Genomic DNA, 26,043 nt, shown 5'->3' with positions numbered 1-26,043 from the left:
TCAATAAATCGGTCTTCATCGCGTTAGGCATTAATACCGAAGGTCACAAGGAACTGCTGGGCTTATGGCTGGCCGAGAATGAAGGAGCGAAGTTCTGGCTTGGCGTACTGACAGACCTCTATAACCGGGGACTGAAAGATATTTTTATCGCGTGTGTGGACGGGTTAAAAGGGTTTCCGGAAGCGATTAATACCGTTTATCCACAGACTCGGGTGCAGTTGTGTATTGTCCACATGATACGTAATAACCTGCGCTATGTATCCTGGAAAGAGGCCAAAGCGGTTGTCAAAGATCTCAAGCAGATTTATCAGGCCCCAACAGAAGAAATAGCGTTACAGGCTTTGGACGCTTTTGCTGAACAATGGGATGGGCGTTATCCACAAATTAGCCGTAGCTGGCGAGAAAACTGGGATAATTTGTCCACGTTTTTTGCCTATCCAACTGAAATCCGGAAGGTGATTTATACGACAAATGCGATAGAATCGCTCAACAGCGTCATTCGGCATGCGATCAAGAAACGCAAAATCTTCCCGTCGGATGATTCGGTGAAAAAGGTGATCTGGTTGGCGATTCAAGCGGCGTCTAAAAAATGGACTATGCCTATCCAAGATTGGCGTCTTGCGATGAGTCGTTTTATGATTGAATTTGGTGACCGTTTAGACGGTCACGTTTAAACGAAAATGGCGATTACACAAAATACTAAACAAGGTCTCTCTGTACTCTATTCGCATCCAGATAATCTGCCCACCATTGCACCATCAGTCGCCTTTCCTCGATATGCTCTGCTTTATGAATATAAGCAGCCCTCACCGAGTTGTGTTCTTGGTGGCTCATTTGCCTTTCTACCGCATCCTTCGACCATAGCCCTGACTCAATCAACGAACTACACGCCATCGTTTTGAAGCCATGCCCACACACTTCCGTCTTCGTATCATAACCCATCACACGCAAAGCATTGTTCACCGTGTTTTCATTCATTGGTTTTCTAGGGTTGTGGTCACCGATAAAGATCAGCTCGTGATCACCGCTGAATTGATAGATCTGTTTTAAGCTCTCAATGGCTTGTCGGCTTAAAGGAACTAAGTGAGTAGTACGCATTTTTGATCCGCGATGTGAGTGTTTAACCCCTTCTATCGCTTCGCGTTCTGCGGGGATCGATCGTCCACATGGCATTATCAAAATCGATTTCATCCCAACGAGCAAAACGCAGTTCACTAGAACGAATGAAGACTAATAAGGTAAGTTTGACGGCAAGAGTGGTTCATGGTCTGCCAGTATAGCTATCTATGCGTTGTAAGAGCTCAGGTAAACGTTTTAACTCTAATGCGGCTCTATGGACTCGTTTACCTGTAGCAACTGCACCAGCCATATCTTGAGCTGAGTTATAGTCAATTAATGCGCTTTGTACTGCATAGCGCATTATGGCTGTCACACGTTGTTGTAAACGTGCCGTCACTTAAAGACGTCCAGACATCTCTACGGCTTTAATGGGTTCGAGTAGATCGCGAGTTTTTAGTTCAGCAATATTACGCTTACCAACAGTAGCAAAAATATTGTCCTCAAGACTTTTGAGTACTCGATGACTATGGCCCTCTGACCACTTCTTATTCGTTGCATGCCAATCGCGAGCAACCTTTTCAAAGGTATTAAATTCCTTTTGCTGCTCTTCCTTTAATTCTTTCTTGTGTTCGCGAGGGTCGATGCCTAAAGCAACTTGCTTTCTGGCAGCATCCCTTCTTTCTCTTGCATCCGCTAAATAGATCTCAGGGTACACACCAAAAGCCATCAAATGTTATTTGCTGCCAAAGCGAAAACGAAAGCGCCAGTATTTGGAGCCATTGGGGTGAACATACAGAAACAAGCCATCACTGTCTGTCAATGTATAAGCTTTCTCGTCTGATTTAGCTGCACGAACTTTCGTATCGGTTAAAGCCATATTCTTTGTCCTCTACACCTCAAAGCAAGCATATGCTCTAAATAATTCGGATTACATGTAGGCGGCAAGTGAAGATAGCCGAGGAGCATAGATAACTATGTGACTCGGATAGCTAAACGAAGCCAACACCCATATAACTCGAAGTATGACGAGTATACAAACATTATCGAAGCGAAGATATACTCAGTTATATACTCACAGGGAGGTTGATGTGGGTTGAGTTAGATTGACATGCATTGACTGAAAACGTGGGAAAAGCCTTGCAAACACTGGATTTCAGATACAAAAAAATACGTCCGTTGACGTCTATTGATGTTCCGATGGTGCGAAGGCCGGACTCGCAAATAGATATAATTAATTGAAATTAAATAAATTATTAAAAAGACGTTTTCAAAATGCCCCATTTTGTGCCCCATATTTATTTTACTCCTTTTACCTGTTCATGTATTTGATTTTAATATATTTTTATGAGTGACTTGATACATTGGTATAAGAATGAAGTTAAAAAAGCCATGAGGTTTAAATTAGTCTGCCATCACACTCTCAGGGCTTCGTATAAAAATTTATCATTTTCACAAAGTAGATCACAAGTTGAAACGGGTTATTCCTGCGGCTTATCTCGAACCTTACGCTCAATTAATCGACCCTGCTTATCAAAATAACGGCTAGGCCAGATTTCTGAGGGGTGAATACCGAGATAGTTAGCGATTATCCACTCGCCTTTAGGCCATTGCCTGCTGAGTGCATTTGCTAATGTTGATGAGCTGAGTCCTGCTTCACGAGAAATAGCCGCTAAGGTTGTACCACGTTTACGTAACGCTGCGATGATATCGGCCTGATGCCAGTCATTTTGAACATTGTTGTTATTCATTCCTGTTACCCCTTCCATTAATTAATATTGATGGTGGTGATTCAAGGCAGGGTTAGCAGACTGGGTTCACACCAGCGAGGCCGAAGCCTCCCCTACCTGAATCACCATTGAAAGGGTGAACGCAGGCGCACTGGCAGAAACCTCCTACCAGTGTTAGTGAACACAAGGCTGCTAAACCTTGACCATTGGATTGTGCCAATGGCAGGAATACTTTAACTGATTGTATTATTGGACTCAATAACCGAACGAATAAGTTTAACAGCTATAAATTCATTCAACATAACAGCCAAAGTTTCGAATACGATCAATTCTCTAATCAATCAGCTCTATTTATATCTAACAACATGCAATCTCTGGCGCGCGACCATACTGGCAAAACAGAAAATACCAGTCTTGCCCTTGATCGATATCTGTGCGCCAGAGTGAACGCAAGTTGAGGTGTTGCGGGGTATCGGTTGAGTACGCGGTACTGCCGCCTGTATGAACAGGTCATCCCCACCGGCTAAAAGCCAGCCTCGATATCGTCAAGTTCTCCTTTTGATACTATCTATAAAATGCAGTGTCAGATTCACTGTGTGGTTAATTAGGCCAAAGCCTGTCAGGGTTGTATTGCTCTTTTGCTGCGGCGTCACTTTCAGCGGTAAACCTGCAAAAAGTGACGCCTTGAGTTCCGTAAACAGTCAGTAAAAGCTGTGCGAGCATTGGAATGCTCACAGGGCACAGCAAAACGCCGCAAGGTTAAATGTCAAATGGTAGTAATGAGTTAAATGTTTAGGTGTAAAAAATTTATCTGATGAATAATTCAAACAGAGATAGGTGAGAAGTATGAATCGGATGTACAAAATCCATCCTGTTATTTATTGAAAATAAAGGAAAATATGCTTTGTGTTGATATGAAAGATAAGTGCATGATCTAATGTTCACTACACTTGATTGGCTATATAAAAACACCTTTTGGGTGTATTTTTTCGTTTAAGAAACCTTCATCGCCAGAGGGTGGTTTAAGTGTCTGACAATATCTGCTTCCAAAGGTGTGCAGATGTACCACAATTCTTGCTCTCCCTTTCAGGCTACGGGAGTTTTTGTTGCCATTACAGCTATATGGCCATCTATGATGGCGAGTAAGTTGGTTCAGATTAACGATTTTTCTGAATTTTGACAATAGCGTGACTGAATTAATGTGTAATAATAGGTATGTAAAGATCTATATCCATCATGCTGCAGTTATATTTGTAATATACTGACTTTAAATAATATATAAATTTTATATAACTTTTAATTATAATAAGTTAAGAGCACGGCGCAGAGTGTTGGTTATATATTTATGTTGGTTTTCAATTTTATATTTTTATCTTAACCTCAGGTCTGAACATAAGATATCAAACCTGAGCATTGCCTCTAATTCAAACGTCAAGTGAGCTCAGATATTTTCTTGAAGAATCCATATTAGTTCCATAAACCCCGTAAGTATCATTTTCCCCGACAACTGCACGTACTAGATTATCGGTTATCTGAGACAGCTTTTTCAGCTCAGCATACATTGATGCCTTTTCAAAAATTTTCCGAGTTTCATTAGGTACGTATAATGTCTGAGCAAGTGAAAAATTATCACAGAGATACCGTAGCCACCGCTGCGTTTCGGCAAGGACTGCAAGTTCAAAAAATCGGTTATACGAAAGGTTACTAATATCTGCATGATACATGATAGATGCAATATCATAACTACTAAGATCAATATGCAGGTCGTCTATCACCGCATCAGCCCGTAGATTTTTAAGCAAACGTATCGCTTTTCTTAAACCACCAAAAGATCTATCACACCGATCTTCTATACGTTTGATATGGAGAAAGGGTAAGTTACAAATATATTCATAATTTTTACTATCATAAATAGCTATTCCGCGATACTCCTCTTGCTGGAACCGCTGGTAATTGGATGTATCCCACCATATTGCTGGAACAACATCGACCTCTCTTGGTAGAGAGCCACCTGTGATTTTAAGGGATTTAGCTCCTGATCTATCTACCCTTGCCGCTGGGAATGCGGCATCCAAGACATCAGCAGCTTTATTACGTAGTGTTCTGAGTACATCGAGTGCTGATCTAGTCGCTGCCGGGTAGCTTGATGCTTTTATACCTTCTCGGTCAACCAGCAGTAATGCTTCATCAATAGTGATCAAATCAACATCACTCACGCCTTTGATATGAATATTGAGAGGTACAGAACCTTGCAGGTGGAATGATGCATTAATTCCTTCTTTAGAAAGCCCTGACTTGAGCTGATTTTCAACTCGTTCAGCAGTCTCATAGCAGATTCTAGTATAATTAAGATCCACTTCCTGCATAGCTCCTAGGGCATAGCGTGTTGCTGAATCGAGCTTTCCTCGTGTTTCCCACTTTTCAGTAAAAGCAGCTTTATTCAGATTAGCTGTAATACTCTCAAAAGCTGCGATACTCTCAGCAGAGTCATAAGTCGCAGTATAAGATCGGGGTAATTTACGGCGCTCGCTAAGCCGCTTAATCTTCTGACTATAATCCGCCATTTTTGTTTTTTCTCCTCAAAGTCATGGTACCGTATGTATTTCTCCCTCTACCATTGAAATACTCTCCTATGGCAGAGTTAAGATCCTCAGAAAACTCAAGATCCACAAATCCCACATGAGACTGCATCTCATCATTACCCGCCAATGGTCTGTTGGTATAGTTGTAAAGCAGGCGGTAACTGATACCCTGATCGTTAATCACGGATGCAGTAATACTATCAGACTGCGAGGTGTTCGTTGTCTGCCGGATGCGTACTTTATCCCAAGTTTGCACTATGCGAATGACTCCTTTCCACTCGCATATACGCTCTTCTGGGTGAAGTGTCTTACCTATTACCTCCCACTCACCACTAAGGTTCGGCATGCTGATAAGCTGACCAACAAAAGGGCGTTTCCAAAGGTACTTGTTTAGAACATGGTATAGCAGAAAATAAATCATTCCTGCACCAGCAAGCGATAAGACAGACGGTGGTAATGTGGCATCGATTCCCCACCACAATTGCGACAGGTCAACCAGTTTGAGGAGGAAGTAAATAGTAAAAGCAGATAGCGCTGAGGCAGCAATGGACAATATACGCCCCATATTGCTGCGACTAAAACCATTAATGACGATATATTCATGATGCTTCATGGGACTTCCTACTATAATCTATAGATATTTAATGAGTTATATGTATGTTATCGTGTTGGTGTGACTAACATAGTAACTCACAAAATTCTTATATTTTGACTAAGCTATATGTTTAAGTGTCTTGTGTAAACATATTAATAATGTTTACCGTGATGCAGCGTAAGATAATAGTTTCTACTAGCTGACGTGTTTCTATCTGATTACTCAAAAGTAGTTGATTTTAATTTATTAATCATATAATTATATAATTTTTATACGAAAAGTTTTCACTTTCTGCTTAAAAATGACTTGTCAATTTTTTCTTCAAATGTTGCCACTCTTTTTTAAGATACCAGCGTAAAAAACACCACCTAATATTTACTTGCATTTTTCCTATCATCCCTGCTGCCATCTGTTTTCTCCGTAATTCCTGAATATCCTCCCAAAGTTGCTCACGTTCAAAAAAAGTCCATACAAGGGGTGCGGGTGTAAAACCATTGGTATAACACACCGGAGCTACCCACTCGAAAAGAACCATTTCAACATGTTCAAGAGGGAAATTTTTCGCTACAGAAGCGATATACTCATAATCAACTTCATTATCTACAAAGATACTAGATAGCGCTTCACATAAATCTATATCAGTTAGTTGATTGCCCAACGGGTAAATTCCTCTATTTCTTCATCTAAAGTATCAGCAACCACCGAACCAACAATTGCCCCTGCTGCGCTACCCACTAATACCAGAACAACAGCACAGACAGGAGCACCAGGCCCACATACCGGAGATACAGCTAAACCAGCAAGTGCTCCACCAGCAGCACCGCCTCCAATTTGTATTCCTTGTTTAACCGCTTCTTTAGGTTTATTTTCAGCATTCAATATTTCATGTGTTGCCAATACTGCCGTAAAGATAATTCCAACTTTTCCTATAACCTTTAATCGTTTATTTGCCGTTGTGAATTTAGAGTTATCTCTTGCTGAGGCTTCTATGATCTCATAGTAAATTGTACTTTTTTGATCTGGAGTAAGGCTACCAAATACTTTTCCAAATTTTTTCTGAGAATATTTATCAATAAGTTTTTCAAAAGATGGAGGTGTTTTTTTATGTCTCTCAGCAAAGGCCAACCCTTGTGCTGACGTGAATTTTCTATGCTCTGCCATAATTTGGTTACGCATTTCGTAACAAAATTCAGCGGCTTCTTTCACTGATATTTTTTTTGTATTCACCATCTGCTTAATTTCAGAAACCGTTCTTTTAATATTTGAAGTATAGCTTTGTCTGACATTAGCATCGTTAATTACATCGGTAGAAAATTTAATTGAAGCACCTTCTAACGCTGCCACAGCCTTATCTAAAATAGGATCTTCAATAGGATGTTCTTGCTTTCCTGCATAAGTCCCTTCTACCACTTCATATGCCATGATTTCACCCAATAATTTTATTTAATAAGATTTCTGTCAAACTTTGTGGAGAACTTTCTTTTTCAAAATGTTCTATTTCAAGTTTTACACACTTATGGCCTGTTATTGATGTAAACATGACTTTATTTTCTTGGTTAAATTCACCATTAAGAATTGAGCCATCATCAAGCGTCGCAATACATTTTATGCCGCAATAATCAATTTCAGGGGAAACACTAAAACCAATCCATTTTTTGGTTTCTGAGAGTAATTCCTGTGTTTCTGTCTTTCCAGGAGAGAGGACTGTATTTTGATAACTATCTGGAATAGAGTGAATAAGATTTGCTCCGCAAGGGCAAGTGCTCTGGCTATCTAACGTTCCAGCCAGTTTAGTTCCCATATCAAAAAAGCAATTCACACCACCTACGATAGAAAAATTACCCGAATGATTTCCACAAGTAACAAGAGATCCTTCTGTTGCAGCCTGTCGCCCATAAAACGTGATGTTGCTGATTCCTGTAAGGATTATTCCTCCACAACTTGTTTTATCTCCTACAGTCAAAAAGTGTCCTATAGCCATACTCCTTTCTCCCTATGCCGATACAATTTTACTGATAGAACAATTTATAACCTCCATGATATACCAGAAAATTTTAAGCATTCCACTATGAGCAAGGATCATTCAATAAAAATGTGACAAATGTCATTTCCAATCCAAAATCAAGTGATTACCTACCTTAAATTTAACGTAGTTCAATAGCTTAAAACCACACTGACGCGCTACGCTTGTCTTCTCCGTGTTACCAGGCTAATAAATTAACCCAGTAACACGGAGAGCTGAAAGATCACCTACCAGAGAAAATATTTTTATCTACTCTCCCTATTAAAGAATTAGTAGTAAAACTGTTCACCCTGTTCACCTTTGAATAATTTTATTTAAATTCATATTGTTAAAGGGTCATGGGTTGAAATTAAACTCTTCACTACTCTTCACCCAACCGTTCACCTCCAACCAGAAAAAAGGTGAACAGTAATGAATAGTTGTGAACAGTTTTAAAATAACTATTCAGCCTATAATACATTGATATATTTGGTTTAAATTGTAGGGTGAACAGTGGTGAACACTTTTTATATTTCTTTGAAAAATATTTGTAATCAAAAAAATTATTCTTCTGGCTGGCTATTCCCTGTCAGTTTCGGCATCCATTCGACAGCAGTATCAAGATTCAGGCTCAGATTGCTGCGAATACCATGTTTGCTTTTCTTGCGCAGGTAATGCTGACCGTACTCCGCCAGTGCGCCCGGCATATCCATGCCAAAACGAGTTACAGAAACAGGTTTATTCAGGTTATTGCCTTTCATATAAGCAAGGTAGGAGTGATAAAGGTATTTACGGGGATTAAACGGCACAATCTCCGCATTGCCGATTAACAATCCATCAGGTTCATGAGAAGCAATGAGATAACCGCAGAAATCAACCATTGAATCTGTACCACGTTTAATATCCAGAGCTTCTGCTGATTTCTGTTGCTCTGCTAGTAAACGCCTTGCAGCTTGTGGGTCAACAAATCGATGCAGCAGATGCCGGATAATCACGGGCAGTTCTGTTGCAATTTTGTCCTGCAAGAGAGGATCGCGTTCATTTTCCGGTACGACTTCGGAAAAGTTGAAAATTACTCGACGCCGTGACACACCACCACTGCGATCACTGAAACTCATGGCGTTATTGTTCACTGCCAGCACTACCGCTGGAATACGAGTTGAGTAGGGTTGTTTGTGCTTCGGATCGATAGCAACTTCATCGCCTCCAGTAATTGCCTTGATGCCGGAACCATCGCCCACATAACGAGTCTGATCTGGTAGGATAATCAGTGAATAGCCGACAATCAACGCTCGTTCCCGCGGGTTTTCCAGTGCTGCCATACTCGCAGAAACAGTATTTCCTTTGCCTGCCAGCATTGAACAAATTTCAGCAAAGATACTTTTACCACTGCCTCCGGCACCGGTCACTTCCAGAAAAAGCTGCCAGTCATAACGGTTCGCCAATACCATAAACAGCGCAGCGAGTACCCGATCAAATTTGTTTTCGCAATTGGCTGTTGCCCGATTAAGCCAGAGCCAGAATTGCGGAGCATGGTCTTGGAGAGTTTCCCCCGAAACAGGAGAATTGAACGGAATGTCATTGGCAAGCAGCAGCCAGTCATTTTTACGATGAGGCCGGAACTGGCACGTTTTCAGATCAAACACGCCGTTATTGAACCCGATTAAGTGGCGTTCTGGTGGCTGCATCATGGGAAGCTGCAATTTTAGGGCATCCACGGCTGAACTAATGCCATGTGGTGAGTACGGCAGTTTTTCTTCCATAAAGGTGGCGACCATTTCCCGCTTTAAATCGCGATCACTGATCGGACGCCAAACAATGCCATCATAGTGGTGAACCATCTCCGAAGCGCCATCCAATGCTAAATCTCCGTCATAGCGCGTCAGTAACACCTCTCCGCGTTGGCTGGCTCCCATCTGACATAATGTCAGCTTTGAAGGTTCGGTATCATTATTAAGCTGAACGGCTGCTTTTTTCTTGATTAGTGTTGGTTGATAAAGCTCCTGAGTAAAGGCTTTCCGTGCTATTCCCACTCCGTGTTGCTGGCGGTAATCGTCCCAATCGGTTTTGTACTCAGTTGGTGGTAATGTGACCCATCCATTGATCGTTTTGGCGGTTTTTTCTGCCGCAATTTTTCCAATATTCTTTTTCGGCTTACCGTTCTTATCTAACTCATCGGGAAGATACCAATCATTATCTGCGGCAATAATGATTTTCGTATCAGGCCAGTGTTCCCGGACTGATTGAGCTACAGAGAGCAAATTACCTGCATCTATTGCAGCCAGAACGGTGCCTTGATGTAATTGGCTAACGGTCAATGCCGTGGCGTAACCTTCGGTAATGATCACTGTGCCTGGATGTTCTCCCAACTTTGATAATGCAATAAAAGCACTTTTCTTTTGGCTACCAGACAGTAATTTCTTTGTTCCATCCAGTTTGATGATCTGCGCACCTGTAACTTTTTTATCCAGTGTTACCAATGGCAATAATAACGAACCATCTTTCAGTAATCGCTGGTTAGAACAATGCAATCCTTTTGCAGTCAAATAGGGCGATTCTCCGGCGACAGTTAGCGTCATTAGTGCCGCTACTTTTTCGGCAATTGGCTGTGTTGTTTGAATGGTTTCTTTGGCTGGTTTGGATTCTGGCAAAGACAGCGCCAGCACGTTAGCCACAACTTTAGCAGCTTCCGTAATCGAGATCCTGTTGGTTTTTGCCACTAAATCCAGTCCATCGCCATAGTTTGGAGCGTCACACTGGCGGCAATGCCAGTTGCCGTTATGGTGATCATCAATAAAGTGAAAACGGTCAGTTCCGCCGCAAATAGGACAGGTGCCATGTTTGCCTTTTGCGGGAATATCAACACCACAGGCAGGTAGAAGATTTTCCCAATGATACATAGCAGATTTTTTCACGGATTGGATTAGGTCGAGCGGTTTTTGTCCGCCTATTTTATCTGAATGTGTAAATTTAGGGTGAGTTTGGGTATGCTGTATATCAGCCATCATCGTTACCTCGTATAACGGTTATTGGTTAGACGCCTCAGATGTGTATCAGCACACTGGGGCGTTGTTTTTTATGTCATGCTTTTATGCGTTATGTAATTGCTTATCCCGTATGTAAAATTTTTTGTCGGTTGTACTACTGGTTTTTTCTGTCACGAAGCGGTTTGGCAAAATCATAAGGAGTTACAAATTGCTCCTTGTTAGCATCTAGGTAATCCGCCCACCATTGCACCATCAACCGCCGTTCATCCAAATGTTTGGATGTGTGAATATACGCCGCCCGGACATTGTTTCTTTCGATATGGCTTAACTGGCGTTCGATCGCGTCATCACTCCACAGGCCAGATTCGCCCATTGCACCGCGTGCCATTGTGCGGAATCCGTGTCCGCAAACTTCTGTTTTGGTGTCATAGCCCATCGCTCGCAACGCATTATTAACGGTGTTTTCACTCATCACTTTTTTTGGATCGTGATCACCGGGGAACATTACCTCACTCTCTCCGCTCAGGCTGTGTAAGGTTTCGATAAGCGAAATAGCCTGATGGCTCAATGGTACAATGTGCTCGGTTTTCATTTTCATACCACGTTGAGAATGCTTAACGCCATCAATGGGTTTTCGTATCGCCGGTATATGCCAGACAGCCCTTTCAAGATCGATTTCTTCCCAACGGGCGAATCTCATTTCACTGGAACGAACAAACGTTAATAAAGTCAGTTCTACCGCGATTTTAGTAAGCAAGCGCCCACGGTAACAGGAAAGACGAGCCAAAAATTCAGGCAGGCGTTCATGAGGCAATGCAGGGTGATGTTTGGGTTTTACTATGGTGAGAGTACCCGCCATATCATTGGCAGGGCTATATTCAAGGAGATCATTTTGGACAGCATAACGCATGATGGCAGCTACACGCTGTTGTAATCTCTGGGCTATATCATGTTTACCATCAGTATCAACGGCTTGGATCGGTGCTAATAGTTGGCTGGTTCGTAAAGTGCGAATATCAAGAGTACCAATATAAGGGAAAATGTATTGTTCAAAACCTCGCATAATCCGCTCTCGATGGTCTTCGCTCCACCGTTTATTGCTGGCGTGCCATTCACGCGCGATCCGTTCAAAGGTATATGCACCCTTTGATTCGGCTTGTGCGTCTTTTTTCTCTGCTTTGGGATCAATACCTTGAGCAAGTAATTTTTTGGCTTCGTCTCGCTTAACGCGTGCATCGGCTAATGACACAGCAGGGTAAACACCAAAGGCCAGCCGATCTTCTTTTTTATCTGTGGGGCGATGATACTTCATGCGCCAGTATTTAGAACCGCGCGGCGTGATTTCGAGATACAAGCCAGCGCCATCCGCTAATTTATAGGATTTCTCTTTCGGTTTCGCAGTCTCGATTTGTCGGGCGTTTAGTTTCATTTTTGGGGCACATTTACAATCGAAGTGTAGGTGCCCCAAATTATGCCCCTTGGTGCATGTTGATTGCAACAGACCATAGTAGACGGCAAAATAACTAAATATCTTGATTTATTGGAGTTTTTTGGGAGTTTGTAGACTTGGGTAGACGCTAGTAAACTAACGAATGGTGCCGAAGGCCGGACTCGAACCGGCACACCCGAAGGCGGTTGATTTTGAATCAACTGCGTCTACCGATTTCGCCACTTCGGCACTGAAAGGGGTCGGAAAACGAAAGCCATTATACTTGCCCGAAGACCATTCGCAACACTTATCCTTCCAATTTTGTTCAAGTGCTGAAAAAAAAAGCAAACACAATAACTTTCACATAAATTTGCTTAAATTTAAGCCCACATTGTTCTATGTAACATAAATCGACCTTTTATAACTTCTTATCATCGATAGACAACCCATAATCTCCTTATATAATTCAAAATAAAATACTATAAAACACTGCTGTTGAGGTAAATCAGTATGACGCTTATCACTTGGATATTTGCAGGTATTCTGCTGGGTTTTGTTATCGGTGCCGTTATTGCGATATTTAAGAAGAATAAATAACGGTTGAGTTTCGCCATGCATTACGCTCCCTGATTGGTTAATCCGAAAATGAACAAACGGCTCTATAAATTTTGTGTTGTTTCAGCTCTCTCATTAGCGATTTCAGCCTGCTCTGCTTCTGGCAATTCGCACCAGAACAAAACGCCGCACTCAGGTAAACAGCCTACAAAATGGGAAGTGTTTGACGGCGATGTTTCAAACCGGAAAATGGCTTCAGCGCTGGTTGAAGAGTATGCACAGTCAATCTTTAATGAAGGTAATCCGCTAGGTATGGCAATGGTAGTGATTGATAATAATCAGGTCATACACCATAGTTTTGGGGAAACTTATCCAGGGAGCGGCGTCAAACCCAGCCAGAATTCTTTAATCCGCATCGCTTCAATCACCAAACTGATGACCAGTGAAGTCATGATCAAGCTAGCAGAGCAAAAGCGTATTAAAATCACCGATCCATTACAAAAATATACTTATCATGGTGTGCATGTACCCGATTTTGGTACTGATCAGCCTATTCGGTTATATCATCTGGCAAGCCACACCAGTGGGTTACCACGGGAGCAACCCGGAGGAAAATGGGGGCGTCCGGTATTTATCTGGCCGACTCAGTCTAATCGATGGAACTGGCTGAAAAATGCAGATCTAGAAACGGCCCCCGGCACAACGGCTTCTTATTCTAATCTGGCCTACGATTTATTAGCTGATGCCCTTTCCAAAGCAACCGGCGAACCTTATAGCCGCCTTCTACATGAAGAAATCACTCTTCCCTATAAAATGAAGGATACAACCCTGACACCAACCCCTGCTCAGTGTGCCCGGTTGATGGAAGGGATCAAATCCAGCCCTTGCCTCAATACTATCGCCGCAGCAGGCAGTGGCGGCATTTATTCTACTCCCGCCGATATGCAACGCTGGATGCAGCAGTTTTTATCCTCCCACAATCATTTGAGAAAACAGACTGCCAGCCGTGAACAGGGCATTTATTTTAAACGCGCTGAACTGGCTTCAATCAGAGGAATGGATGTGGCAGGAAAAGCCGATGGTATCGGGCTTGGCTGGGTTTATATGAACGGTAAGAAAGATGTTCCGGGTATCTATCAGAAAACAGGCGGCGGCGGCGGGTTTAACACTTATATGGCGATGATCCCTGAGCAGAATATTGGCGTCTTTATCGTCATGACCCGAAAAGAGCACAGTAAGTTTCATCAGGTGACTAAAGGTGTGAATGAGCTGGTCACTGCACTGGCACAGAATCATAACCAGATTCCAGAGCAACCCGTGATGGAGTTAGTGAAAAAATAGGCGCTAATAAAAATAACAGCCTGAGTTTATATCATCAAAACTCAGGCTGTATCAGTCTGATAGAAGCAGGATATCAATTTGTGGTTGCTATTTTCTTTTCAAAAGTAAGTAAACACTCACTGTAAAGAACAGCAGACTCGGCAGCAATGCCCCCAACATCGGCGGCATGCTATAAACCAGACTAAGTGGGCCGAATATCTCATTGAGAACATAGAAAACAAAGCCTGAGCTGATCCCAACCACAACCCTGAATCCCATAGGAACACTGCGCAACGGCCCGAAGATAAAGGAAAGTGCCATCAACATCATGACCGCCACGGATAACGGCGCAAAAACCTTTTTCCACATATTGAGTTCGTAGCGCCCGGCATCCTGCTGGCTCTGTTTCAGATAAGTAATGTATTGATACAAGCCACGAATAGAAAGCGCGGTAGGCTCAAGGGAAACAACCCCCAGCTTTTCCGGTGTCAGTCGGCTTTTCCAGTCAGCAGAAATGTACTGTGAACCGGTGATCCGGCCAAAATGATTTAAATCAGACTCTTCCACCTGAGATAACTTCCATTGCGCATTTCCCGTATCATACACAGCGGATGCCGCATATTTCACTGACAATAGCTTTTTGTCGTTATCAACATGATAGATACTGACACCGTTCAGAGAGCTATCCTTCCCTACACTCTGAATGTAGACGAAGTCATTACCATCTTTTGCCCAAAGCCCTTTGGAGGTGGACATCAAAGAGCCACCATACATCTTCTGTGAACGGAAGTTACGGGCGATTTGTTCCCCTTGCGGAGCAACCCACTCCCCGATCACCATTGTCAGTAAAACCAGTGGGATAGCCGTTTTCATTACCGCACCGGCAACCTGAAGACGGGTAAAACCAGAAGCCTGCATAACCACCAGCTCACTGCGGGTTGCCAGCGCTCCTAAACCCAAAAGCGCTCCCAGCAAAGCCGCCATCGGGAAGAAAATCTGGATATCCTTGGGAACACTCAGCAAGGTATAAATACCGGCAGAAAGGGCGGTATATTCGCCCTGCCCGACTTTACGCAGCTGATCGACGAACTTAATAATGCCGGATAGCGACACCAGCGTGAACAGTGTCATCAGAATGGTTTGCAGGATTGTCCGCCCGATATATCTATCTAATACACCAAACATCAGGCAGCTCCTTGAGTCTTAAAGCGTGAACGCAGTTTACGCATCGGGGTGGTATCCCATACGTTGAGCGCCAGTGCCAGAGCAAAATACACACCGTTAACCAGCCACATCCAGATCATAGGATCAAGTTTCCCTTTACCACCAGCCGAACGCAGTGAACTTTGCAGCAGGAAGAAAATCAGGTAGAGCAACATGGCTGGCAGCATACTGAGTACGCGCCCCTGACGTGGGTTGACTGCACTGAGGGGAACAACCATCAATGCCATAATCAGGACAGAGGCAATCAAAGTCAGACGCCAGTGAAGTTCAGAACGGGCATCTTTATCATTGCTGCTATGCCATAGTTCAGTCATTGATTTTTGTTCAACTTTACCGCTGTCTACATCCGGGTTTTGATGTCCGATAACGGCGCGATAGTCGTTAAAATCGGTAATGCGGAAATCACGTAACAAGGCCGTTCCCTCGTAGCGCGTTCCTGTATGAAGTACCGCAACCTGATTGCCGTTGGGTAACGCTTCCATATGCCCGCCATCAGCAATGACGATTGAAGGCCGCTGATTATGCGTCGGGCGAAGCTGGGCAAGGAAAACATTCTCAAAATTATTCCCTTTGACGTTACCGATATACAGCACCATATTGCCATCATTAGAAGGCTTGAACTGCCCTTCCATTATTGCGGCAAGGCTTGGGTTTGCTTTCGCATCTGCCAGCACTTGTTCCTGATATTTAGATGACCACGGAGTGAACCAGATAACGTTGGCCGCAGCCAGCATCGCAGTGAGCAGAGCCAGAATGAGGGCGGATTTCACCAGCACGCTTTTACCTAAACCACAGGCATGCATGACGGTAATTTCGCTTTCCGTATAGAGTTTACTGAATGTCATTAACACCCCGAGAAACAAGCTCAGGGGTAAAATTAGCTGCGCCATCTCCGGCACACCTAATCCTAACAAAGATAAAACTAAATTTGCGGGAATATTACCTTCCACCGCCGCGCCCAATACCTCAACTAATTTCTGACTGAAAAAGATCAGCAATAAGATGAAAAGTATTGCGATTTGACTTTTCAGGGTTTCCCGTACCAGATATCTAATGATGATCACGCTTATTACGCCTGTGAAAACTTGTCTTTTTGCAGGAAAGTCGCTAACTTCGTCGTATATCTACCATTTATATGAATCAGTTTGGCTTCCCCGTAGCTAAAATGATACCAAAGCATTCCATATATTTGTTCTCAATTAGAGCATACTTATCGTTGGCTAAGTATCTAAAATTAATATACTCAGCTTAACATAGCAGAGAACTTTATTTGGGATGATTTAATGCGGAACGTGGTATTTTAGCGATTGTATCTGTCTTTGTCTTTAAGATTCAGGAGAACGCATGGAGTTTAGTGTAAAAAGCGGTAGCCCGGAGAAACAACGCAGTGCGTGTATTATTGTCGGCGTATTTGAACCGCGCCGTCTTTCCCCTATCGCAGAACAACTTGACAAAATAAGTAACGGTTATATCAGTGCCTTACTGCGCCGCGGTGAACTTGAAGGCAAAGTGGGGCAGACCCTGCTACTGCATCATGTTCCTAATGTGCTGTCTGAGCGCATTCTGCTGGTTGGTTGCGGAAAAGAGCGTGAACTGGATGAGCGCCAGTATAAGCAGATTATTCAGAAAACCATCAGCACCCTCAATGAAACCGGTTCAATGGAAGCTGTCTGTTTCCTGACTGAATTACACGTCAAGGGACGTAACAACTATTGGAAGGTACGTCAGGCAGTCGAAACAGCAAAAGAGTCACTGTATGTCTTCGACCAGCTTAAGAGCAGCAAAACCGAACTGCGTCGGCCTTTGCGCAAGATGGTCTTCAATGTACCGACCCGCCGCGAGCTGACCAGCGGTGAACGTGCCATTCAGCATGGTCTTGCTATTGCCGCCGGCATTAAGGCGACAAGAGATCTGGTTAATATGCCGCCTAATATCTGTAATGCTGCGTACCTTGCCTCACAGGCACGCCAGCTTGCTGACAGCGCTGAAAATCTGGTTACCAAAGTCATTGGTGAAGAGCAGATGAAAGAGCTGGGCATGAATGCCTATCTGGCGGTAGGTCAGGGTTCTCAGAACGAATCTCTGATGTCGGTAATCGAATATAAAGGCAGTAAAGACCCGAATGCGAAACCTATCGTACTGGTGGGTAAAGGCCTGACTTTCGATTCCGGTGGTATCTCCCTCAAGCCAGCCGATGGCATGGAAGATATGAAGTTCGATATGGGCGGTGCGGCTTCTGTTTATGGAGCTATGCGAATTGTGGCTGAGCTGCAATTGCCGATTAATGTCATCGGCGTTCTCGCTGGGTGTGAGAACATGCCCGGTGGCCGTGCCTATCGTCCCGGAGATATTTTAACCACAATGTCCGGCCAGACCGTTGAAGTGACGAATACTGATGCGGAAGGTCGTCTGGTGTTGTGCGATGCGCTGACTTATGTTGAGCGTTTCGAGCCAGAGCTGGTTATTGATGTTGCCACGCTGACAGGTGCATGTATGGTTGCACTGGGCAGTCATTATACTGGTTTGATGTCCAACCATAATCCACTGGCTCATGAACTGCTGAATGCGTCAGAACAGGCCGGTGATCGGGCATGGCGTCTGCCGTTGGGCGATGAGTTTTCCGAGCAGTTGGAGTCTAATTTCGCGGATATGGTTAACTCCTGTGGGCGTCTTGGCGGCGCGATTACTGCCGGTGCTTTCCTGTCGCGTTATACGGCTAAATACAATTGGGCACATCTGGATATCGCTGGTACAGCATGGCGGGCAGGTAAGCAGAAAGGAGCAACAGGTCGTCCGGTTGCACTGTTGGCACAATTCCTGTTAAATCGTGCAGGTCTTAATGCTGATGATTAATACCCCTCCGCCATTTTTTGCATAATAATATGGCGTATACCCAACAGATTTCGGGTTACAACCTGAAAAATGATGGCGATAAAAAGGTATTAAAGAAAAGGGTATTGCAGCAGCAATACCCTTTTTCCGTCACCTTACCTGTCGTTTAACCATTTTTCTGTAACCTATTTTCGATAATCATGAGACTATGAAAAACGCCACTTTCTATTTATTGGAAAAGATGTCACCGGAAAAATCATCGTCTTCAGATGATTTACAGCCACATGAATGGCTGGCATGTCAGCTTGCCGCTGACCAATGGCGTGCAGGGAAGCGGGTTCTGATTGCTTGTGAAAGCCAGCAGCAGGCCGAAAAGTTGGATGAAGTCCTATGGCAGCGAGAGCCGGGCCAGTTTGTGCCGCACAACCTTGCAGGAGAAGGCCCCCGTTATGGCGCACCTGTAGAATTATGCTGGCCACAGAAAAGGGGCAATGCTCCCCGTGATATTCTGATAACACTGCTTCCTCATTTTGCAGACTTTGCCACAGCTTTCCATGAAGTGGTAGACTTCGTCCCTATTGATGAAAATCTGAAACAGTTAGCTCGCGAACGATATAAATCCTATCGTAGCGTCGGCTTTAATTTGACCATGGCAACCCCGCCAACCTATTAAATATCAAGATAAAATGGAAAAGACACCCGCTACTAAAACGCAATCTGAGCCATCTCTCGATAAAACGTATAACCCGACAGAGATAGAGCAACCTCTTTACGATCACTGGGAAAAGAGTGGTTATTTCAAGCCAAACGGTGACACCAGCCGTGAAAGCTTCTGCATCGTCATTCCACCGCCAAATGTAACTGGCAGCCTGCACATGGGGCACGCCTTCCAGCAGACTATCATGGATACGATGGTGCGTTACCAGCGTATGCAGGGTAAAAATACGCTGTGGCAGGTCGGTACTGACCACGCAGGTATCGCAACGCAAATGGTTGTTGAGCGCAAAATCGCAGCTGAAGAAAACAAAACCCGCTACGATTATGGCCGCGATGCTTTTATTGACAAGATTTGGCAGTGGAAAGCGGAATCCGGTGGCACAATCACTAACCAGATGCGCCGTCTGGGTAACTCTGTGGATTGGGAGCGTGAGCGCTTCACCATGGATGAAGGGTTGTCAAAAGCCGTTAAAGAAGCCTTCGTACGCATGTATCAGGACGACCTGATTTATCGTGGTAAGCGTCTGGTTAACTGGGATCCAAAACTGCGCACAGCAATTTCTGATATCGAAGTTGAAAACCGCGAAGTCAAAGGTTCAATGTGGCATCTGCGTTATCCGTTAGCAGATGGTGCGAAAACAGCCGAAGGCAAAGATTATCTGGTTGTTGCGACAACCCGTCCGGAAACGGTGCTGGGAGATACCGGTGTTGCCGTTAACCCGGAAGATCCACGTTATAAAGATCTGATTGGCAAAGAAATCATTCTGCCACTGGTAAATCGTCGTATTCCTATCGTGGGCGATGAGCACGCTGATATGGAAAAAGGCACCGGTTGTGTGAAAATCACTCCGGCCCACGATTTCAATGACTATGAAGTGGGTAAGCGTCACAGCCTGCCGATGATCAATATACTGACGCTCGACGGTGATATCCGCGAAGCCGCAGAAGTGTTCAATAGCAATGGCGAAGCTTCTGACGCTTATTCAACCGAAATCCCGGCTGAATATCGTGGAATGGAGCGTTTTGCCGCCCGTAAAGCTATCGTTGCCGAATTCGAAAAGCAGGGTCTGCTGGTAGACATCAAGCCTCACGATCTGACCATTCCTTATGGTGACCGTGGTGGTGTGGTCATCGAGCCAATGCTGACCGACCAGTGGTATGTCCGCACTGCACCGCTGGCAAAAGTGGCGATTGAAGCTGTTGAGAATGGCGACATCCAGTTCGTACCAAAACAGTACGAGAACATGTACTACTCTTGGATGCGTGATATTCAGGACTGGTGTATTTCCCGTCAGTTGTGGTGGGGCCACCGTATTCCGGCATGGTATGACGCAGAAGGCAATGTCTATGTGGGCCGCGATGAAGAAGAAGTCCGTCGTGAAAACAATCTGGGTGCAGATATTACTCTGACTCAGGACGATGATGTGCTGGATACCTGGTTCTCTTCCGGTCTGTGGACATTCTCCACCCTCGGCTGGCCTGAACAGACCGAAGCACTGAAAACGTTCCACCCGACCGATGTACTGGTCAGTGGCTTCGATATCATCTTCTTCTGGATTGCCCGCATGATCATGATGACCATGCACTTCATCAAAGATGAAGACGGCAAGCCTCAGGTGCCATTCAAGACGGTCTATATGACAGGTCTGATCCGCGATGAAGAAGGCCAGAAGATGTCTAAATCCAAAGGGAACGTTATCGACCCGCTGGATATGATTGACGGCATTCCGCTGGAAAATCTGCTGGAAAAACGCACCGGCAATATGATGCAGCCACAAATGGCAGAGAAAATCCGCAAACGTACTGAAAAGCAGTTCCCGGAAGGCATTGAAGCCCACGGTACTGACGCCCTGCGTTTCACTCTGGCGGCACTGGCTTCCACCGGTCGTGATATCAACTGGGATATGAAGCGCCTGCAAGGTTATCGCAACTTCTGTAACAAACTGTGGAATGCCAGCCGTTTCGTGCTGATGAACACCGAAGGACAGGACTGTGGTCAGAATGGTGGCGAAATGTCACTGTCACTGGCAGACCGCTGGATCCTGGCAGAATTCAACCAGACAGTGAAAGCTTATCGCGAAGCGCTGGATACTTACCGTTTCGACATCGCGGCTAATATTCTTTACGAATTCACATGGAACCAGTTCTGTGACTGGTATCTGGAACTTTCCAAACCGGCTATCAATAAAGGTTCTGAAGCAGAAGTCCGCGCAGCGCGCCATACTCTGATTGAAGTGCTGGAAGGCCTGCTGCGTCTGGCTCATCCAATCATTCCATTCATCACCGAAACCATCTGGCAGCGTGTGAAAGTGGTTAAAGGCATTGATGCAGATACCATCATGCTGCAATCTTTCCCTGAATTCGATCAGGCGAAAGTTGATGAATTAGCGCTGAACGATCTGGAGTGGATTAAAGAGGCGATCATTGCAGTACGTAACATCCGTGCAGAAATGAACATTGCGCCAAGCAAGCCACTGGAAGTTCTGCTGCGTGATGCGAATGCCGATGCACAACGCCGCGTTGCTGAAAACCTGAACTTCCTTCAGGCAATGGGCCGTCTCTCCTCTGTTACCGTTCTGGCAGCAGGAGAAGAAGCACCTGTTTCTGTGACCAAGCTGATCAACGGTGCAGAAGTGCTGATCCCAATGGCTGGTTTAGTAGACAAAGATGCAGAACTGGCGCGTCTGGATAAAGAAATCGAGAAGCTGGATAAAGAAATCAGCGGCATCGAAGGCAAGCTGTCTAATGAAGGATTTGTCAGCCGCGCACCAGAAGCCGTTGTTGCCAAAGAGCGTGAGCGTCTGGCAACAAACAATGCAGCTAAAGAAAAATTACTGGCACAGAAAGTAACTATCGCTGCTCTGTAATATTTTCTGAATTAAATTAAGCCACTGTATATTTGCAGTGGCTTTTTTTGAGTGTTAGCTATTGGGATAGAATACATCAACATGAATATAATCTTCATTCAGTTGATAACTCTCTTTTAATAACTCAGACATATCACTGATCATATTAGGAGAACCACACATATAAACTTCTATCTGATTATTCAGACCAATCTCTTTTTTAAAGACATCCTGTACATACCCGCAATGGACTTCAGGATAGTCTTCTTCATCCGACCGTGATAAAGCCATATGGAAATTGAAATTTCCTAATGTGTTTTTCCAGTTATCTACAATCTCAGAGAAATAGTGATCGGCTTTTCGTCTTCCTCCCCAAAAAAGATGAATTTTTCGTTCATTGAATACGCCAGATTCTATTATGGATTTTATCGGTGCAAATCCTGTTCCTGTCGCAACAAAAACAATATCTCTTACCTCATCATGATAATCCGAAATAAAATCACCATAAGGCCCGTATATCCACAATACATCATTGACTTTCAGCTTTTCACAAATCACATCTGAAAACACGCCATTTTTATTCTTAGCTACATGAATTTCAACATACCCATCATCCTTCGGGATATTAGCTACAGAATAATACCGGCATTTTCCATTAGGGACTTCTATACCAATATATTGTCCCGGAATAAAATCCATCTTAGATCTTTTTGATAACTTGAATCTTATAACAGTGATTCCGGGAGTTCTTGTTATATCACATATAACAGCGCCTTCTTTGGTATCTGAAAGCGTTTTATTATCACCATCTGCTTCACAAACAATATTGCTCTTGGCAATCGCGCAGCATGGTAAAAAGTAATTATCGTCCAGTTCTTTCTTTGTTAATCCAATTTTATTCCCGACCGTATACTCTATATCACCGGATAATAACTTTAACTTACAAACCCGACAGGCTCCCAACCGGCAACCATTTTTTAAAGAATGTCCGTTATTTTCGGCTTGTTCCAATATAGTTATGTTTTCATCAGAAAAAAATTCGATTTCATTTTTATTAATACTAACAAAATGTTTCATTTTACAATTAGGATCATTCCATGCCATTCAAACATTCAACATACTTCTTCCCGGCGATAATAAATTCTTCCGGTGAAAAACCGCCGCCTGATTCTTCAATAATAAAATTACCCTGATAACCTTCACTCACCATATAGGATAATACTTTGTGATAGTCGAAGTTGCCTTCATCCAACGGTAAGTGAACGTGTTCGCCATTCAGTACATCATTGAAATGCGCATTCCTAATATAGGGCAGAATTCTTTTTAACCCTTCCTTATATTCTCTGGTACTGTTTTTATGCATAAATGATTCAAAATGCACAATGTCCAGAGTCAGGAAAACACCGTACTGATGGCATAAGATCTCATGCTGTTCATCACTTAGTACGATATACTTCTCTCTATCACTTCCGGTATTTTCCAGTAGGATGGTCATCCCATTTTCTTTTGCAACTTCTGATAATTTCTGGATAGATTTAGACAATTGCTGAAAATCAAAATCAGAAATCCCATTATCATCAAATTCAAGATAGCCGGGATGAATAGTAATGTATTCAGCACCGATCTTCTTCGCTTCATAAATGAATGATTCAAGATAATCAACAGCAATAATTCTGTCTAATTCTTCACTATTAGCAATATCGGTTTTGATGCCGATATAAGGCGCGTGGACAGAATAGTAAAGATCATTATCTTCTTTTAACTTATTCAATACAGCAACTTTCTCATTCCATTTCTCAGAATGATAATCAATTAAATCTCTTAGCTCTTTTTCAAATTCAATTTCAATACGCTTAAAATCTTTACTTAACTGTTTAACCAAAACGTCTATATCTGCCGGGTTTTCAAAAATGTTTGTTGAGAAGCCAATTTTCTGAGAAAAATTCATAACCATTCCTATTAAATATCTTGCTGAGAAAGTTTACTGCTTGATAATCTGTTAAAATAAAACTTTCGTTCCAAACCTAATGTATCAGGGTTGATAAATTCGTAAGTTTCAGGGAATTTTTTAATTCCATTTTGATGAATACCTGCGCAAGTTGAAAACGCATATTTCCCTAATAAAGGTTTATTAGGATGAGGCAATTTATTGATAATGTCATAATAAAAATTGCATAGGTCAATGAGATCTTTCATATCAATATCTGCTTTAAACCTATTTTTATATTCACTTCTATAAGACAGAATTGCCATTATTTCTTCAAACGACGCATTACCACAGCGCTCACCGACTCCACCCAGTGTCACCTGTACTTCATCTGCTCCGGCATCAATTGCACTGATTGAGTTAGCAACCGCCAGACCTAAATCATTGTGACAATGAACAGAGAACCGTATACCCGGAAACTTATTTTTAAAATAACTAATCAGATTACTGATATATAGCGGTGTAGCACAACCTGTTGTATCGGCAAAGCAGATATCGTTAACATGGTAAGCTGTCAGTAACTCAATTTTCTCTTCTAAAAGATCAAAGCTCCCTCTTGATGAGTCTTCTAAAATAGCTGAAACTTTACCTGTATAATCATTATTAGCTATATATTCCAAAGAATCCTTCAGCATCAATAATATGCTGTCTTTGGTGGAATCAAACTTTTTTCTGATATGTATTTCTGAACCAACACACAGCAAGTTTAATTTGGGCTTTTTAAATCTGCTTAAAGCTAAAGTTGTTCTTTCAATATCATCGGGTTTTAATCGGCATAAAGCGGCAATATAGGTATCTTTAAAATCGATATCAGATGATGCGGCCTCATAAAAAAACTTTTCGCTATCTTCATCTGTTACCATGCCAATCTCAATAGAATCAACCCCTAAATCAATTAAACGTGGTAACAATTTCAACTTTTTTTCATTCGAGAGTAAACACCCAATCCCCTGCTCACCATCTCTCAATGTTGTATCAAAAAAACATATTTTTTTCATTAACCCACCATGATATTAATGTAAATAAAACAGATGATATAATTAAGCTCTTTAATATAGAGCCTGTGCGCTTACTGATAAAATAAGCAGTTATAACCGTAATAATTGCAAGAGCATACTTAATTTCAAATTGATAAATTAACTCGCTGATTTTTATATTACCAAGAGAAATATTTACAATAATACTGCCAAGGATAAAACATACTGAATAATCTAAAGAGGTAATAAGAAAACCATCTTTCTTAATTTTCTTGTTACCCATTAAAAATGGTATAACCCGAAGAAGGTAACTGATTGCTCCCATCAATAAGATCATAATCATGTTCAGGCTCCCTTTTTAATTTTTAATTCATAAAATGCAATGCACATTCCAACCATAATGGGTATTGCTATATCCATAAGCTGAATATTTAATTCATTGATGAATGGTGCACACAACCCACCTACCAGCGTAGCAAAAACGGACAAATCTTTTCCGGCACGCTTAGCAGTAAGGGATGAAAAATGAATCGGAATTAACATCACAAGAAAAAGAGAGATTGAATCGTAATTCAGGTAATCTGAAGATACATATCCCAATAAGGTTGCAAGAACAGCAATAACAAAACTGGGGATAGATACACCCAGATAATAATTAAACTGTGCCTTTCCTTCAGGGATCTTCTCCGAAACTAAATGAGCATGAGTTACAGTGTATGTGCTGGCACTGAATGCCAACATTGACAATACAACCTTGCTTTTTGAGATGCCATGAAAATACTGTGACATAACCATCGACATTAGAAAGAAGCGAAAGTTAATGATCAGAGTTAGTATTATCACTGATAAAAATGCGCCATTAGCTAGATAATTAACAACTGCGACCTGCAACGGTGCAGCAAAAGTGAATACAGAACCCACCATTGTCTCTATTAATGAAAGCCCTTTATTTTGATACAGAGCACCAACGGATGCAAAAATGAGGAAAAAAGAAATGCAAACAGGTAATGAATCTAACATTCCTTTTCTAAATAATGAACTTTGCATTGAACACCAACTTTTAATATCAATAAATTCACACAAAAAATCATAATATGGAAAAACATTACATTAAAAAAAATGATGCTTCAATGTTTTTGACGCTATGTTATTGAGAACTATTATTATTAATGTAGCTTTTACATTTAATTACTTTTATTCCATG

20 protein-coding genes, 1 tRNA gene and 1 pseudogene are annotated in these 26,043 nt (G+C 42.6%); 5 read left to right on the top strand and 17 right to left on the bottom strand.

Going from position 1 to position 26,043, the window contains the following annotated elements; genetic code table 11:
• Window positions 1-674: IS256 family transposase (locus tag AACX68_RS16365; RefSeq protein ID WP_228859830.1), on the top strand; the 674-nt coding region annotated here is incomplete at its 5' end.
• 25 nt (window positions 675-699) lie between these two features.
• Here AACX68_RS16365 and AACX68_RS16360 read toward each other — a convergent pair.
• From AACX68_RS16360 to AACX68_RS16315, 10 genes and pseudogenes are all read right to left on the bottom strand, one after another.
• Window positions 700-1,936 (bottom strand): annotated as a pseudogene (locus tag AACX68_RS16360) (tyrosine-type recombinase/integrase).
• A 601-nt stretch (window positions 1,937-2,537) separates the two neighbouring features.
• Window positions 2,538-2,807: a helix-turn-helix domain-containing protein gene (locus AACX68_RS16355; RefSeq protein ID WP_038215449.1), complete on the bottom strand. Its 270-nt coding sequence runs from the start codon at window positions 2,805-2,807 to the stop codon at window positions 2,538-2,540.
• Between the two features lie 1,403 nt (window positions 2,808-4,210).
• Window positions 4,211-5,350, bottom strand: a complete 1,140-nt coding sequence (locus AACX68_RS16350) for a hypothetical protein (protein ID WP_228859829.1) — start codon at window positions 5,348-5,350, stop codon at window positions 4,211-4,213.
• Window positions 5,337-5,981, bottom strand: a complete 645-nt coding sequence (locus tag AACX68_RS16345; RefSeq protein WP_228859828.1) for a Cap15 family cyclic dinucleotide receptor domain-containing protein — start codon at window positions 5,979-5,981, stop codon at window positions 5,337-5,339. Before AACX68_RS16345 ends, AACX68_RS16350 begins: the two co-directional genes overlap by 14 nt.
• A 277-nt stretch (window positions 5,982-6,258) precedes the next feature.
• Complete coding sequence (locus AACX68_RS16340) at window positions 6,259-6,621, bottom strand: DUF7079 family protein (protein ID WP_228859827.1); 363 nt, start codon at window positions 6,619-6,621, stop codon at window positions 6,259-6,261.
• Window positions 6,606-7,385: a hypothetical protein gene (locus tag AACX68_RS16335; RefSeq protein ID WP_228859826.1), complete on the bottom strand. Its 780-nt coding sequence runs from the start codon at window positions 7,383-7,385 to the stop codon at window positions 6,606-6,608. Before AACX68_RS16335 ends, AACX68_RS16340 begins: the two co-directional genes overlap by 16 nt.
• Before the next feature lie 4 nt (window positions 7,386-7,389).
• A complete protein-coding gene (locus AACX68_RS16330) occupies window positions 7,390-7,944 on the bottom strand; it encodes a PAAR domain-containing protein (protein WP_337927180.1) in 555 nt (184 codons plus the stop codon).
• Between the two features lie 584 nt (window positions 7,945-8,528).
• Window positions 8,529-10,970 (bottom strand): toprim domain-containing protein, encoded by a 2,442-nt coding sequence (locus tag AACX68_RS16325; RefSeq protein ID WP_228859825.1) that lies wholly within the window; start codon window positions 10,968-10,970, stop codon window positions 8,529-8,531.
• Between the two features lie 136 nt (window positions 10,971-11,106).
• Window positions 11,107-12,381 carry a tyrosine-type recombinase/integrase gene (locus tag AACX68_RS16320; RefSeq protein ID WP_228859824.1) on the bottom strand — a complete coding sequence of 425 codons (1,275 nt, stop codon included), beginning with the start codon at window positions 12,379-12,381 and terminating at the stop codon, window positions 11,107-11,109.
• Between the two features lie 164 nt (window positions 12,382-12,545).
• A tRNA-Leu gene (locus AACX68_RS16315) sits at window positions 12,546-12,630 on the bottom strand.
• Between the two features lie 396 nt (window positions 12,631-13,026).
• Between AACX68_RS16315 and ampH the strand changes: the two genes are divergently transcribed.
• Entirely contained in the window at window positions 13,027-14,277 is a 1,251-nt protein-coding gene (gene ampH, locus AACX68_RS16310) for a D-alanyl-D-alanine-carboxypeptidase/endopeptidase AmpH (RefSeq protein WP_228859823.1), read from the top strand.
• A gap of 87 nt (window positions 14,278-14,364) precedes the next feature.
• On the opposite strand, the gene lptG is transcribed toward ampH, so the two are convergent.
• On the bottom strand, window positions 14,365-15,441 hold the full coding sequence (gene lptG / locus AACX68_RS16305; RefSeq protein WP_228859822.1) for an LPS export ABC transporter permease LptG: 1,077 nt from the start codon (window positions 15,439-15,441) through the stop codon (window positions 14,365-14,367).
• Window positions 15,441-16,544: an LPS export ABC transporter permease LptF gene (lptF, locus tag AACX68_RS16300; protein ID WP_099109027.1), complete on the bottom strand. Its 1,104-nt coding sequence runs from the start codon at window positions 16,542-16,544 to the stop codon at window positions 15,441-15,443. The genes lptG and lptF overlap by 1 nt, the downstream gene beginning before the upstream one ends.
• 280 nt (window positions 16,545-16,824) lie before the next feature.
• Here lptF and pepA point away from each other — a divergent pair, with 280 nt between their 5' ends.
• The 3 genes from pepA to AACX68_RS16285 all read left to right on the top strand — a co-directional run bounded on the left by pepA (window position 16,825) and on the right by AACX68_RS16285 (window position 21,896).
• Complete coding sequence (gene pepA / locus AACX68_RS16295) at window positions 16,825-18,333, top strand: leucyl aminopeptidase (RefSeq protein WP_099109028.1); 1,509 nt, start codon at window positions 16,825-16,827, stop codon at window positions 18,331-18,333.
• Between the two features lie 187 nt (window positions 18,334-18,520).
• The gene (locus AACX68_RS16290) at window positions 18,521-18,985 is read left to right on the top strand and encodes a DNA polymerase III subunit chi (RefSeq protein WP_228859821.1); all 465 of its coding nucleotides are present in this window, start codon (window positions 18,521-18,523) and stop codon (window positions 18,983-18,985) included.
• Between the two features lie 13 nt (window positions 18,986-18,998).
• A complete protein-coding gene (locus tag AACX68_RS16285; protein WP_228859820.1) occupies window positions 18,999-21,896 on the top strand; it encodes a valine--tRNA ligase in 2,898 nt (965 codons plus the stop codon).
• Between the two features lie 54 nt (window positions 21,897-21,950).
• Here the strand turns inward: AACX68_RS16285 and AACX68_RS16280 are convergent, their stop codons facing one another.
• From AACX68_RS16280 to AACX68_RS16260, 5 genes are read right to left on the bottom strand one after another with little or no spacing between them, the layout of a single operon-like run.
• Window positions 21,951-22,979: an FAD-binding oxidoreductase gene (locus tag AACX68_RS16280; protein WP_228859819.1), complete on the bottom strand. Its 1,029-nt coding sequence runs from the start codon at window positions 22,977-22,979 to the stop codon at window positions 21,951-21,953.
• Window positions 22,966-23,823, bottom strand: coding sequence for a sugar phosphate isomerase/epimerase family protein (locus tag AACX68_RS16275; protein WP_228859818.1), 858 nt, complete (start codon window positions 23,821-23,823; stop codon window positions 22,966-22,968). Before AACX68_RS16275 ends, AACX68_RS16280 begins: the two co-directional genes overlap by 14 nt.
• 11 nt (window positions 23,824-23,834) lie before the next feature.
• A complete protein-coding gene (locus tag AACX68_RS16270; protein WP_228859817.1) occupies window positions 23,835-24,860 on the bottom strand; it encodes a LeuA family protein in 1,026 nt (341 codons plus the stop codon).
• Window positions 24,838-25,182: an AzlD domain-containing protein gene (locus AACX68_RS16265; RefSeq protein WP_228859816.1), complete on the bottom strand. Its 345-nt coding sequence runs from the start codon at window positions 25,180-25,182 to the stop codon at window positions 24,838-24,840. The genes AACX68_RS16270 and AACX68_RS16265 overlap by 23 nt, the downstream gene beginning before the upstream one ends.
• Before the next feature lie 2 nt (window positions 25,183-25,184).
• Entirely contained in the window at window positions 25,185-25,886 is a 702-nt protein-coding gene (locus tag AACX68_RS16260; protein ID WP_099109035.1) for an AzlC family ABC transporter permease, read from the bottom strand.
• Window positions 25,887-26,043: the final 157 nt, after the last annotated feature.

It is taken from the genome of Xenorhabdus sp. PB61.4, assembly GCF_963894935.1.
Classification (GTDB): domain Bacteria; phylum Pseudomonadota; class Gammaproteobacteria; order Enterobacterales; family Enterobacteriaceae; genus Xenorhabdus; species Xenorhabdus stockiae.
Note: the sequence above shows the minus strand (reverse complement) of the source record. Positions and strands in the feature narration are given on the sequence as shown.